The following is a 12,605-nucleotide window of genomic DNA, read 5'->3' on the forward strand; positions in this document are numbered from 1 at the left end:
CATAGGTCTGGACCTGGGCCCTGAACTGGGCCCCCGGACCCTGCCGTTGGGCCCACGTTCATCTTTAGGCTACCGGCGCTCGGGGGAATGGCGACGGCACGGGTGAGGAGTACGGATGAGGCGCTCCCGAGGGGTGCGCGAGAGGCACACGCAGGACGGATATCCGGGATATTCGGCCTGTCACCCCTATCGCGACAGCAGAGGCCAGACCGGGATCGAGTACCTCGCCCTCCTCGGTGTGGTGGTCCTGCTCATCGGTGGGATCTCGGTGGCGGCCCTGTCCAGGGCGGAGAACGAGGGCCTGCAGTACGCGGCGTGCCGTGCCATGAATCCGTGGGGCGGGGCCGAGTCCTGCGCCAAGGTCGATGTCTCGGACGACAAGGACGGAAAAGACGGCAAGGACGGCAAGGACGGGGACGGCGAGGACGACGACGGCGGTGGGGACGGGAAGGGCGACGACCCGGTCGTCCCCGTGGACGATCCGTTCCAGCCCACGAAGTGCCTGCTCTCCGTCGACCAGACCAAGACCACCGTCGTGGTGCAGATCCTCTTCATCAAGATCAGCAGCTCGGAGCAGATCAAGGTCAGCCAGTGGTCGGACGGCACCGTCACCCTGGAGCGCGTCACCGAGACCGGGGGCGGTGTCACGGCGAGCATCTCGGCGGGCATCCCCGGGCTGAAGGACTGGGGCGGCAGCGCCTCGCTGAGCGGCAGCTACATGAAGAGCAGCGGCAGCGGCGGCCAGTGGCTGTTCAACGGGAACAAGAGCGACGATCCGCAGGCGGACCTGGAGGCGAACCTTGAGGACGCCAAGCAGTTCGCCGAATTCCTCAAGGCGGCGGAGAAGTGCCAGAGCCGTCCCGCCGGGGCCCGTTCCGCCGAGCTGGGGATGATATGCAACGCCGGCGCCCAGAAGAAGAGGCCGGACATCGATCCGGAGAAGGCGCCGGACGTCGACATCACCAAGGCGTCCACGGAGTTGTCCGGCGGGGTGAGCTTCGGCAAGTCGTTCGCCAAGGACGACAAGGGGGTCAAGGCCCTGAAGGACACCATCGCCAAGGAGGTCACCAAGAACAACCCGAAGGTCAAGGGTGAGGCGCTGGAGAAGCTCATCAAGGAGTCCCAGAGCAAGAGCGTCATCGGCTCGGCCAAGGACACCAAGGACGTCGGCAATGTCTCCGCCGACGGGCTGGCGGGTGCGATGAGCAACGACGTGGTGGTGATGCGCACCAAGACCGGGCCCGACGCCGGGAAGATCACCTTCATCTACACCTTCTCCCTGAACGGTACGGTCGGCGCGGTCGCGCAGGCCAAGGGCAGCCGGATGCAGCAGATAGCCGTCACGTACGACGCCGCCGCCTACGACCAGGAGGAGAAGGACGACCAGCCGCACCACCCGGAGAAGCTGGTCATCACCTCCAGCCAGGAGAGCGGCGACGGCCCCGGAGTCCAGGTCGGCGCGGGCGCCAACGCGGGTCCGGTGACGATCGACGTCGGCGGCGGGGGCGGCACCATCAAGTCGCAGGTCCACACCGAGTCGGCCGAGGTCAAGCTCGACAACGACGCGGACAGCCAGGCGGTGGAGGACTGGCTGCGCGGGCGCGGTGACAACCCGGCCGGCAAGGCCATCCCCTCCCCCACCTCGGCGGCCGAGCCGCTGACCGACGACGCGGGCCCGATCGACCGGCTGCTGCACGACAAGGGGAAGCTCACCCGGCTGGACTACGAGGCCAACACCGACTGGTGGAACGCCTCGCTCGGCATCGGATTCGGCGTCTCCGCCGGGCAGTTCACCCTCGGCTTCAAGCTCTTCGGCATCGACATCACGCACGAGGAGCGCAACCAGAAGATCACCGGGAACCCGACGTACGCGACGGGCCCGCAGAGCGGCGGCGGACGCCCCTGGGTCCCGTTCACCAACTGCACGAAGACCACGCCGATCGACTCGTGACGGCGGATGGCTCTCCCCGACCGGGACCGCGCCCCGGTTCCGGTCGGGGAGTCGCCGTCAGGGGCCGGCTCAGGGCGCGCGGGGGTACGGCGCCGGGCTCGCGGTACGGGCCGGCTCAGCGCAGGACCGCGATGCCGTCCAGCTCCACCAGCGCCTGCTCGTCCCACAGGCGTACGACTCCGATCACCGCCATCGCCGGGTAGTCGCGGCCCGCCAACCCGTGCCAGATCCGGCCGAGTTCGGCCGTGTGCGCGCGGTAGTCCGCGACATCGGTGGCGTAGACGGTGACCCGGGCCAGATCGCCCGGCGCGCCGCCCGCCGCCGCGAGCGCGGTCAGCAGGTTGCCGAGGGCGGTGGCGAACTGCGCGGGCAGGTCGGCGCCGACGATCCTGCCGTCCGCGTCGAGCGCGGTCTGCCCGGCCAGCAGGACGATCCGGCCGCCCGTGGCGACCACGGCGTGCGAGAAGCCGGTGGCGGGCGCGAGGCCGGCGGGGTTGACGCGCTCCGGGCTCATCCGTACAACTCCTTGGCGATGATGGTGCGCTGGACCTCGGTGGCGCCCTCGTAGATCCGTGGCGCGCGGACCTCCCGGTAGAGGTGTTCCAGCGGATGGCCGCGCTGGAGGGCGCGGGCGCCGTGGAGCTGGACGGCCGCGTCGACGACGTACTGCGCGGCCTCCGTGGCGTACAGCTTGGCCATGGCCGAGCGGGCGGGCACGTCCGGGGCTCCGGTGTCGTACGCGCAGGCCGCCGCGTACACGAGCAGCCGGGCCGCCTCGGTCCTGGTCGCCATCTCCGCGACCTGGTGCGCGACGCTCTGGAGGTCCTTGAGCGGGCCGCCGAACGCGGTACGGGTGGCCGTGTGCTCCAGCGTCGCGTCCAGGGCCGCCTGCGCCATGCCGACGGCGAACGCGCCGACGCTGGGACGGAACAGGTTCAGGGTGGTCATCGCGGTTCGGAAGCCCCGGCCCACCTCGCCGAGCACGTCCTCGCGGGTCACGGGTACGGCGTCGAAGGCGAGGGCGCCGACCGGGTGCGGGGAGAGCATCTCCAGGGGCGATCCGGTCAGCCCCGGACGGTCGGCGGGGACGAGGAACGCCGTCACACCCCGGGCCCCGGAGCGCGGGGCCGGGGCCGGTGCCGTGCCGTGAGCCGGGAACCCGCCCGGGTCCGCGCCTTCGCCCGTTCGTGCGAAGACCGTGTAGAAGTCCGCCTCGGGCGCGTTGGAGATCCACCGTTTCTCCCCGGTGAGCCGCCAGCCCCCACCGTCCGGTGCGGCCCGCAGCGCGAGCGCCGCCGCGTCCGACCCGGCGCCCGGCTCGCTCAGCGCGAACGCGGCGACCGCGCGCCCCGCGCACACCTCCGGCAGCCACCGGTCGCGCTGCCGCTCCGTACCGGCCAGGACGACGGGGTACGTACCGAGCCCCTGGAGCGCGAGCGCGGTCTCGGCCTCCGTGCACTCCTGGGCGAGGGATTCCCTGAGCAGACAGAGGTCCAGCGCCGAAGAGGTGAGCATCCGTTCGAGCAGCCCGAGTCGACCGAGCTCCATGACAAGAGGGCGGTTCACCCGGCCCGGCCCGCCCCGTTCCGCGAGCGGGCGCAGCCGCCGCGCGGTCAGGGCGCGCAGCTCCGCGCACCACGCGGTCCGTACCGGATCGAGCGAGAACACGGACATCCGGGCACCACCTCCAGCGCGCCTATGACGCGCCGTTGACTGTCGTCAAGTTCACGATACGCTCGATGGGCGACCCCACACATCACCAGGGGGCGAACCATGGAGCTGACACCGTCCGCCCACACCGACACCTTCCCCCGCGACCATCTGCCCCCGGCGGAGCAGTGGCCCCGGCTCCTCCCCTTCTCGCAGGGGACGCACACTCCCGAACGCCTCAACTGCGCGGTCGAGTTGCTGGACCGTACGGCCGAACGGTCCGGCCGGGACCGCCCCGTCTTCCGTACCGCCACGGGTGAGGTCTGGTCGTACGGCGAACTGCGCGGCCACGTCGACCGGATCGCGCATGTGCTCACCGACGACCTCGGAGTGGTGCCCGGCAACCGGGTGTTGCTGCGCGGTCCGACGACGCCCTGGCTGGCGGCGTGCTGGCTGGCGGTGCTGAAGGCGGGCGCGGTGGCCGTGACGGTCCTCGCCCAGCAGCGGTCGCCCGAACTCGCCGCCATGTGCGAGATCGCCCGGATCCGCCATGCCCTGTGCGACGTACGGTCGTTGGACGATCTGGCCGGGGCGCGGGTACCCGGGCTGCGGATCACGGCGTACGGCGGGGACGCGCCGGACGATCTGCTGCGGCGGGCGCGCGGCAAGCCGGAGCGGTACGCGGCGGTGGAGACGGCGGCGGACGATGTGGCGCTGATCGCGTTCACCTCGGGGACGACGGGGCGGCCCAAGGGGTGTGTCCACTTCCACCGCGATGTGCTGGCGGTGGCGGACACCTTCTCGCGCGAGGTGCTGCGCCCCGAGCCCGGCGATCTCTTCGCGGGCAGCCCGCCGCTCGGTTTCACCTTCGGCCTCGGCGGTCTGGTGATCTTCCCCATGCGGGCGGGCGCGTGCGCGCTGCTGCTCGAACAGGCCCAGCCCAAGGCGTTGTTGGCGGCGATCGGCGAGCACCGGGTGTCGGTCCTGTTCACCGCGCCGACCGCCTACCGGGTGATGCTCGACGCGCTCGACGCGGCGGAGACGACCCACGGCGCCGGGGAGCGGCCGTACGACGTGTCCAGTCTGCGGCGGTGTGTCTCGGCCGGCGAGAATCTGCCCGCCGCGACCTGGCACGCCTGGCAGCGCCGCACCGGGCTGCGGATCATCAACGGCATCGGGGCGACCGAACTGCTCCACATCTTCATCTCCGCGGCGGACGAGGCGATCAGACCGGGCACCACGGGCGTGCCGGTGCCCGGGTGGCAGGCGCGCGTGGTGGACGGGACGGGGGCGCCGGTGCCCGACGGGCAGCCGGGGCTGCTGGCCGTACGGGGGCCGGTGGGGTGCCGGTATCTCGCCGATCCGCGCCAGGCGGAGTATGTGCGGGACGGCTGGAATCTGACCGGCGACACGTATGTACGCGAGCCCGACGGCTACTTCCGCTATGTCGCCCGCGCCGACGACATGATCATCTCCGCGGGCTACAACATCCCCGGGCCCCAGGTCGAGGACGCCCTGCTGGCCCATCCCGATGTGCTGGAGGCGGCGGTCGTCGGCCGCCCTGACGAACTGCGCGGCCAGATCGTCGCCGCGTACGTCGTCCTGCGGGAGGGGGCGGCGCGCGACGAGGGGATGGCGGCGGTGCTGCGGGAGTTCGTCACGGCGCGGCTGGTGCCGTACAAGTGCCCGCGCGTGTTCGTCTTCCGGGACGCGCTCCCCCGTACCCCCACCGGCAAACTCCAGCGCTACCTGCTGCGCACCCCGGACCCGGTCGCGCCGCCGGCCCCTGGCCTAAAGTGACCATGTGGCCGACCTGCACACCCCCCGATCCCTGATCGTCACCCTGTACGGCGCGTACGGCCGGGCGCCGGACGACGCGCCGCTCCCCGTCGCTGAGCTGATCCGGCTGCTGGAGGCGGTCGGGGTGGACGCTCCGTCGGCGCGCTCGGCGGTCTCCCGGCTCAAGCGGCGCGGCCTGCTGGTCCCGGAGCGTACGGCGGCGGGCGCGGCCGGTTATGTCCTGTCGGACGAGGCGCGGCAGCTCCTCGACGACGGGGACTGCAGGATCTACGCCCGTCCCGCGCCGCTGCTCGCCGACGGCTGGGTGCTCGCGGTCTTCACCGTCCCCGAGGCCGAGCGCCACAAGCGCCATCTGCTCCGCTCACGGCTGGGGCGGCTCGGCTTCGGGACGGCAGCGCCGGGGGTCTGGATCGCCCCCGCGCGGCTCCACGAGGAGACGCGCCACACCTTGGAGCGGCTCCAACTCGCCCCGTACGTCGATCTGTTCAGCGGCCGGCATCTGGGCTTCGAGGCGACGGCCGAGGCCGTGGCGCGCTGGTGGGACCTGCCGGCGATCGCCGGCCGGCACGAGGAGTTCCTCGCGGCGCACGAGCCGGTGCTGCGCCGCTGGGAGAACGGGACCCCCGGGGCGGCCGAGGACGCGCCGCGGGACGCCTACCGGGACTATCTGCTGGCCCTGGACTCCTGGCGGCGCCTGCCGTACGCGGACCCTGGTCTGCCCGCCGAACTCCTGCCGGAGGACTGGCCGGGGGAACGTTCCGCCGAGGTGTTCGCCCGGCTGCACGCACGGCTGCGGGACGCGGGGCTCGCGTTCGTGCAGCCGCCCGTCAGCGCGGGGTGAGACGCGGCCGCGGTGGGTCGGTCCGGCCGGTCGGGGGCGGGCGGCTGCCCGCCAGATACGGGAGCGGCCAGGGCGCGCCCGGTCCCGCGTACCCCTGGGCCGCCGCCGCGTGCAGGGTCCACTGCGGGTCGTGGAGATGGGGCCGCCCGAGCGCACACAGGTCCGTACGGCCCGCCAGGAGCAGGGAGTTGACGTCGTCCCAGGAGGAGATGGCGCCCACCGCCACCACCGGGACGTGCAGGGTGTTGCGGATCCGGTCGGCGTACGGCGTCTGGTAGGAGCGGCCGAACTCCGGGCGTTCGTCGGCGACGACCTGACCGGTGGAGACGTCGATCGCGTCGGCGCCGTGCGCGGTGAAGGCGCGGGCGATCTCGACGGCCTCCTCGGCGGTGGTGCCGCCCGGCGCCCAGTCGGTGGCGGAGATACGTACCGTCATGGGCAGGTCGTCGGGCCAGTCCGCGCGGATCGCGTCGAAGACTTCGAGGGGGAAGCGGAGCCGGCCCGCGAGCGAGCCGCCGTACGCGTCGGTCCGCCGGTTGGTCAGCGGGGAGAGGAAGCCGGAGAGCAAGTAGCCGTGGGCGCAGTGGAGTTCGAGCAGATCGAAGCCGCTGCGCCGGGCCCGCCGGGCGGCGGAGGCGAACTGTTCGCGTACCGTGTCGAGTTGGCGGATGCTCAACTCCTTGGGGAGCTGGCTGACTCCGGGACGGTAGGGCAGCGGGGAGGCGGCCCACACCTGCCAGTTGCCCGTCCGGAGCGGTTCGTCCATGCCCTCCCACATCGGCCGGGTGGAACCCTTGCGCCCCGAGTGGCCGAGCTGGATGCCGATGGCGGTGCCCGGCGAGGACGCGTGGACGAAGTCGGTGACACGGCGCCAGCCGTCGCCCTGTTCCCGGGTGTAGATCCCGGTGCACGCCGGGGTGATCCGGCCCACGGGGCTGACGCACACCATCTCGGTCATGACGAGGCCCGCGCCGCCGAGCGCGCGGGCGCCGAGGTGGACGAGATGGAAGTCGCCGGGCATTCCGTCGCGCGCCGCGTACATGTCCATGGGCGAGACGACGATCCGGTTGCGCAGGGTCAGTCCGCGCAGCCGGAAGGGCGTGAACATCGGTGGAGTGCCGGGCGGGCAGCCGAAGTCCCGCTCCACGTCCCGGGTGAAGCCGGGGTCGCGCAGCCGCAGATTGTCATGGGTGACGCGGCGGCTGCGGGTGAGCAGCCCGAAGGCGAACCGGCGGGGCGGCTGTCCGGTGTAGGTGGCCAGCTCCTCGAACCAGCGCAGGCTGGCCGCCGCCGCGCGCTGGGTGGACTCGACGACGGGGCGGCGTTCGCTCTCGTACGCGGCGAGCGCGGCCGGGAGGTCGGAGTGTTCCTCGACGGCGGCGGCGAGCGCGAGGGCGTCCTCGACGGCGAGCTTGGTGCCGGAGCCGATGGAGAAGTGGGCGGTGTGCGCGGCGTCGCCGATCAGTACCGTACGGCCGTCGCTCCAGCGGGCGTTGGTGACGGTACGGAACGCGGTCCAGGCGGAGGCGTGGGAGCGCAGCGGGCGTCCGCCGAGGGCGTCGGCGAAGATCCGGCCGCACCGTTCGGTGGACTGCCGCTCGTCGAGGCCGTCGAAGCCCGCGGCCCGCCAGACCTCTTCGCGCATCTCGACGATGACGGTGCTGCGGTGCGGGGAGTACGGGTAGCCGTGGAGCTGCATCACCCCGTGCGGGGTCTCGGCGGTCTCGAAGCGGAACGCGTCGAACGCGAAGTCGGCGGCGAGCCAGATGTAGCGGCAGCGGTGGGTGGTGACGGTGGGTCCGAAGACCTCGGCGCGGGTCTCCCTGGTGCGGCTGTGCACTCCGTCCGCGGCGATCACCAGGTCGTGGGTGGCGGCCAGTTGACCGGCGGGCGGGGCCTCCGTACGGAAGAGGAGCCGTACGCCGAGGGACGCGCACCGCTCGTGCAGGATCTCCAGCAGCCGGCGCCGGCCGAGGGCCGCGAAGCCGTGGCCGCGGGAGGTGAGCGTACGGCCGCGGTGCACGATGTCGATGGCGTCCCAGCGGACGAACTCGGCCTGGAGCGCCCGGTGGACGACGGGGTCGGCCTCCTCGATACCGCCCAGGGTCTCGTCGGAGAGGACGACCCCGAAGCCGAAGGTCTCGTCGGGGGCGCTCCGTTCCCAGACGGTGATCTCGCGGGCGGGGTCGAGCCGTTTGAGCAGGGCCGCGGCGTAGAGGCCGCCGGGCCCGCCGCCTATGACGGCGACACGCGTCACACTCCGGGGGCTGTTCTGTGTGTCGCGGCCCTGTGTGTCACCGCTCCGCATGTCACTGGTCTGTGTCGGCGTCGGATACATGGTCAGCGCCCCTGCCACTTCGGGGGCCGCTTCTCGGTGAACGCGGCGTGGAATTCGGCGTAGTCCTCGCCGTGCATCAGCAACGCCTGGGTGGCGGCGTCGAGTTCGACTGCCGCGGCGAGCGGCATGTCCAGTTCGGCGGTGAGCAGCGCCTTGGTCTGCGCGTACGCCAGCGCGGGCCCCGAGGCGAGCCGTCCCGCCAGTTCGCTGGCACGCGCGTCGGCCCGACCTTCCTCGGTCAACTCGCTGATCAGCCCGATGCGTTCGGCCTCGGGGGCGCGCACGGGCTCGCCGAGCATCAGCAGCCGGGTCGCGTGGCCGAGGCCGACGACGCGGGGCAGCAGATAGGCCGCGCCCATGTCGCCGCCGGAGAGACCGACCCGGGTGAAGAGGAAGGCGAAGCGGGCCGAGGGGTCCGCGATCCGGAAGTCGGCGGCGAGCGCGAGGACGGCGCCCGCGCCGGCCGCCACCCCGTGCACTGCGGCGATCACCGGGAAGGGGCACGCGCGGATCGCCTGGACGACCTGTCCGGTCATCCGGTTGAAGTCGAGAAGCTGGGCGGTGTCCATGCCGAGGGTCGCGCCGATGATCTCGTCGACATCGCCGCCCGAGCAGAAGCCGCGCCCCTCGCCGGCCAGCACCAGGGCGCGTACGGAACGCTCCCGGGACAGCTCGGCGAGCAGGTCGCGCAGGTCGGCGTAGGCGCCGAAGGTCAGCGCGTTCAGCTTGGCGGGGCGGGCGAGGGTGACGGTGGCGACCCCGTCGTCACGGCGCGTGAGCCGTAGGTGGCGCCAGTCCTGGGTGCGGGGCGCGGAACCGGAGAACGGGCTCATGGAGCGGCCTCCTTCGGCGAGCGCCGTGGGCTCGCGGTGGCGGCCACCACCGATGTACGGCCCGTGTCACAGCCTCGCCACGGAACCGTATCACTCCTACGTGACTTCCGTCACGAGTGCGCGATAGACCCGTGACGTGACCGCGACATCCCTCCCGTAGGCTGCCAAAGGTCCCGGGCGACACAGGACATAGGTCCCAAGTCCGGCAGGCCGCCGCCCCTTGTTAACCTGCTCACGCTCCGTATGGTTGAACGCGATAGCAATTTCCCTCGTCCCCACCACGGCCCCCACCGTGCCCCGATCGGAACGCCCCGCATGCCACAAGCCGCCGAATCCTCCCCCTGGAGGGTCACGCTGCCGCACAGCGTCGAAGCTGTGCCGCTCGCGCGCGCCATGGTCCGCTCGGCGCTGGCGCACCTGGCCGAGCCCACCCACAGCGACACGGCGGAGCTGCTCACGGCGGAGCTGGTCGCCAACGCCATCCAGCACACCGACGGGGACGAGCCCATCGAGCTGGTCGTGGAGCTGCTGCCGACCGGCTGCCAGGTCGAGGTGCACGACTGCGACCCGGCGCCGCCGGGCAATCTGACGCACCCCGGATCCATGCCGGACCCCTGGCAGGAGGACGGCCGCGGCCTGCTGCTGATCAGTACGCTCAGCTCGGCCTGCGGCCACCGCCCCACGGACCAGGGCAAGGCGGTCTGGTTCACGCTGCCCGCGGTCTGAGCGGGAGCGCGCCACCGAGGCGGGGAGCGCGCCACCGAGGCCGGGGGCGCGCCCGGCCTCGATGGAGGCTCCGCCCTCGGTCCAGGCGCTGCCCGCGGTCCCGCTCCCGGTCTAGGCCGCGCCCTCGCCCTCGTCCTTCGCCAGCGTCGCGACCAGCACCGCCTTGATGGTGTGCATCCGGTTCTCGGCCTCGTCGAAGACGACCGAGTGCGCCGACTCGAAGACCTCGTCGGTGACCTCCAGCTCGGTCAGCCCGTGCCGCGCGTGGATCTCGCGGCCGACCGCCGTCCCCAGGTCGTGGAAGGCCGGCAGGCAGTGCAGGAACTTCACGTCCGGGTTGCCGGTCGCGCGCAGCACGTCCATGGTCACCGCGTACGGACCGAGCGCCGCGATCCGCTCGTCCCAGACCTCCTTGGCCTCGCCCATCGACACCCAGACGTCCGTGACCACGAAGTCCGCGCCGGCCACGCCCTCCGCGATGTTCTCGGTGAGGGTGAGCCGCGCGCCGCTGACCTCGGCGGCCTCCCGGGCCAGGGTCAGGATCTCGTCGGCGGGCCAGTAGGCGCGCGGCGCGACGATCCGTACGTCCATACCGAGGAGGGCGCCGGTGACGAGGTACGAGTTGCCCATGTTGAAACGGGCGTCACCCAGATAGGCGAAGGCGATCTCCGGCAGCGGCTTGGCGCTGTGCTCGGTCATGGTGAGCACGTCGGCGAGCATCTGCGTGGGGTGCCAGTCGTCCGTCAGACCGTTGAAGACGGGGACGCCCGCGTACGCGGCCAGCTCCTCGACCGTCGTCTGGTCCGCCCCGCGGAACTCGATGCCGTCGAACATCCGGCCGAGGACACGGGCCGTGTCCTTCGCGGACTCCTTCGAGCCGATGTGCGAGCCCGCCGGGTCGATGTACGTGGTCGACGCGCCCTGGTCGGCCGCCGCCACCTCGAAGGAGCAGCGCGTACGCGTCGAGGACTTCTCGAAGATCAGCGCGATGTTCCGGCCGCGGAGCCGCGGCACCTCGGTACCGGCCTTCTTCGCGGCCTTCAGCTCGGCTGCCAGTTCGATCAGGCCGCGGAACTCCTCGGCCGTGAAGTCCAGCTCCTTGAGGAAGTGGCGGCCTTCGAGGTGTATGGCCATGGTGGCTGCTCCTGGGGCGCGAATCGTGAGGGATGGGCATGATGGAGACTGGAACTCTATACGATGACCTGTATTGCTATACAGACCGCCTGCTCCGCTACACGGCGTCCCGCTCGACGGGGCAGCTCATGCAACGGGGGCCGCCGCGGCCCCGGCCCAGCTCACTGCCGGGGATCTCGATCACCTGGATGCCCTGCTTGCGCAGATGGGTGTTGGTCGTGACGTTGCGCTCGTACGCCACGACGACACCGGGCTCGACGGCCAGCACGTTGCAGCCGTCGTCCCACTGCTCCCGGGCCGCCGAGTGCACGTCCTGGGTCGCGGTCAGCACCCGGATCTCCGGCAGCCCCAGCGCCGCCGCGATCGCCCGGTGCATGTGCTCCGGCGGATGGTCGGTGACCTTCAGCTCCGTACCGTCACCGCCCGGTTCGATGGTGTACGAGCGGAGCATGCCGAGCCCCGCGTACTGGGTGAACGTCTCGCCGTCGACCATCGTCATCACCGTGTCGAGGTGCATGAACGCCCGCCGCTTGGGCATGTCCAGCGCCACGATGGTGGTGGCGGAACCGGCCGCGAACAGCCCGCGGGCCAGCATCTCGACCGCCTGCGGGGTGGTGCGCTCGCTCATCCCGATCAGTACGGCGCCCGCGCCGATGACCAGGACATCGCCGCCCTCGATGGTGGACGGGTAGTCGTCCTGCCCCTCCGACCAGTGGTGGAAGGCCCCGGCGGACGACGCCGCGAAGAGCGGATGGTGCCGGTAGATCGCCTCGAAGTGCACGGTCTCGCGCTGCCGGGCGGGCCAGCGCATCGCGTTGATGGAGACGCCGTCGTAGATCCAGGCGGAGGTGTCGCGGGTGAAGAGGTGGTTGGGCAGCGGGTCGAGCAGGAAGTCGTCCAGCGCCATCACATGGAACCGGACCGAGGTCGGCTCCTCGTGCCGCTCCAGGAACTCCCGCTTCGTCACGCCGCCGACCAGCGCCTCCACCAGTTCGGCCGTCGGCAGCCCGTCGAAGATCTCCCGGAGATGGCCGGTGGCGAGCGGGCCGTACTCCTTCTCGTCGAAGACCCGGTCCAGTACGAGGCCGCGCGCCTCGGGCAGGTCGAGGCAGTCGCCGAGGAGATCCCCGAAGAGATGGACCTGGACCCCCCGGTCACGCAGGACCGCCGCGAACGCGTCGTGCTCCTCCTGGGCGCGGCGCACCCAGAGCACGTCGTCGAAGAGCAGCGTGTCCTTGTTCCCGGGGGTGAGGCGCTTCAGCTCCAGATCGGGGCGGTGCAGGATGACGCGGCGCAGCCGCCCGGTCTCGGAGTCGACATGGAATCCCATGC

At 71.9% G+C, this 12,605-nt stretch carries 10 protein-coding genes; 4 read left to right on the top strand and 6 right to left on the bottom strand.

Annotated elements, in window-relative coordinates; all coding sequences use genetic code 11:
- The first annotated feature begins 115 nt into the window (after positions 1–115).
- Positions 116–1,951, top strand: a complete 1,836-nt coding sequence (locus ACIO3P_RS09145) for a hypothetical protein (protein WP_401848330.1) — start codon at positions 116–118, stop codon at positions 1,949–1,951.
- Between the two features lie 115 nt (positions 1,952–2,066).
- On the opposite strand, the gene ACIO3P_RS09150 is transcribed toward ACIO3P_RS09145, so the two are convergent.
- Complete coding sequence (locus ACIO3P_RS09150) at positions 2,067–2,465, bottom strand: RidA family protein (protein ID WP_401848328.1); 399 nt, start codon at positions 2,463–2,465, stop codon at positions 2,067–2,069.
- Positions 2,462–3,625 (bottom strand): acyl-CoA dehydrogenase family protein, encoded by a 1,164-nt coding sequence (locus ACIO3P_RS09155; protein ID WP_401848327.1) that lies wholly within the window; start codon positions 3,623–3,625, stop codon positions 2,462–2,464. Before ACIO3P_RS09155 ends, ACIO3P_RS09150 begins: the two co-directional genes overlap by 4 nt.
- Positions 3,626–3,724: 99 nt before the next feature.
- Between ACIO3P_RS09155 and ACIO3P_RS09160 the strand changes: the two genes are divergently transcribed.
- Both ACIO3P_RS09160 and ACIO3P_RS09165 read left to right on the top strand, forming a co-directional pair.
- Positions 3,725–5,401 (top strand): AMP-binding protein, encoded by a 1,677-nt coding sequence (locus ACIO3P_RS09160; RefSeq protein ID WP_401848326.1) that lies wholly within the window; start codon positions 3,725–3,727, stop codon positions 5,399–5,401.
- 4 nt (positions 5,402–5,405) lie between these two features.
- Positions 5,406–6,242 (top strand): PaaX family transcriptional regulator C-terminal domain-containing protein, encoded by an 837-nt coding sequence (locus ACIO3P_RS09165; protein WP_401848324.1) that lies wholly within the window; start codon positions 5,406–5,408, stop codon positions 6,240–6,242.
- On the opposite strand, the gene ACIO3P_RS09170 is transcribed toward ACIO3P_RS09165, so the two are convergent.
- The gene (locus ACIO3P_RS09170; RefSeq protein ID WP_401848322.1) at positions 6,229–8,550 is read right to left on the bottom strand and encodes a bifunctional salicylyl-CoA 5-hydroxylase/oxidoreductase; all 2,322 of its coding nucleotides are present in this window, start codon (positions 8,548–8,550) and stop codon (positions 6,229–6,231) included. The genes ACIO3P_RS09165 and ACIO3P_RS09170 overlap by 14 nt on opposite strands.
- 32 nt (positions 8,551–8,582) lie before the next feature.
- Positions 8,583–9,413 (bottom strand): enoyl-CoA hydratase family protein, encoded by an 831-nt coding sequence (locus ACIO3P_RS09175; protein ID WP_329823649.1) that lies wholly within the window; start codon positions 9,411–9,413, stop codon positions 8,583–8,585.
- A gap of 315 nt (positions 9,414–9,728) precedes the next feature.
- Between ACIO3P_RS09175 and ACIO3P_RS09180 the strand changes: the two genes are divergently transcribed.
- Positions 9,729–10,139 carry an ATP-binding protein gene (locus ACIO3P_RS09180; protein WP_401785284.1) on the top strand — a complete coding sequence of 137 codons (411 nt, stop codon included), beginning with the start codon at positions 9,729–9,731 and terminating at the stop codon, positions 10,137–10,139.
- 111 nt (positions 10,140–10,250) lie between these two features.
- Here ACIO3P_RS09180 and argF read toward each other — a convergent pair whose 3' ends face one another.
- Both argF and ACIO3P_RS09190 read right to left on the bottom strand, forming a co-directional pair.
- Complete coding sequence (gene argF, locus ACIO3P_RS09185; protein ID WP_401848319.1) at positions 10,251–11,273, bottom strand: ornithine carbamoyltransferase; 1,023 nt, start codon at positions 11,271–11,273, stop codon at positions 10,251–10,253.
- Between the two features lie 97 nt (positions 11,274–11,370).
- The gene (locus ACIO3P_RS09190; RefSeq protein ID WP_329823652.1) at positions 11,371–12,603 is read right to left on the bottom strand and encodes an arginine deiminase; all 1,233 of its coding nucleotides are present in this window, start codon (positions 12,601–12,603) and stop codon (positions 11,371–11,373) included.
- Positions 12,604–12,605 lie beyond the last annotated feature (2 nt).

It is taken from the genome of Streptomyces sp. NPDC087310 (genome assembly GCF_044744405.1).
Lineage (GTDB): Bacteria > Actinomycetota > Actinomycetes > Streptomycetales > Streptomycetaceae > Streptomyces.

Bases quoted from the DNA above. Each gene is read 5' to 3' on its own strand.
- ACIO3P_RS09180 (WP_401785284.1), top strand. From the start codon at position 9,729: ATGCCACAAGCCGCCGAATCCTCCCCCTGGAGGGTCACGCTGCCGCAC.
- ACIO3P_RS09190 (WP_329823652.1), bottom strand. From the start codon at position 12,603: ATGGGATTCCATGTCGACTCCGAGACCGGGCGGCTGCGCCGCGTCATC.
- argF (WP_401848319.1), bottom strand. From the start codon at position 11,273: ATGGCCATACACCTCGAAGGCCGCCACTTCCTCAAGGAGCTGGACTTC.
- ACIO3P_RS09150 (WP_401848328.1), bottom strand. From the start codon at position 2,465: ATGAGCCCGGAGCGCGTCAACCCCGCCGGCCTCGCGCCCGCCACCGGC.
- ACIO3P_RS09155 (WP_401848327.1), bottom strand. From the start codon at position 3,625: ATGTCCGTGTTCTCGCTCGATCCGGTACGGACCGCGTGGTGCGCGGAG.
- ACIO3P_RS09175 (WP_329823649.1), bottom strand. From the start codon at position 9,413: ATGAGCCCGTTCTCCGGTTCCGCGCCCCGCACCCAGGACTGGCGCCAC.
- ACIO3P_RS09170 (WP_401848322.1), bottom strand. From the start codon at position 8,550: ATGCGGAGCGGTGACACACAGGGCCGCGACACACAGAACAGCCCCCGG.
- ACIO3P_RS09145 (WP_401848330.1), top strand. From the start codon at position 116: ATGAGGCGCTCCCGAGGGGTGCGCGAGAGGCACACGCAGGACGGATAT.
- ACIO3P_RS09160 (WP_401848326.1), top strand. From the start codon at position 3,725: ATGGAGCTGACACCGTCCGCCCACACCGACACCTTCCCCCGCGACCAT.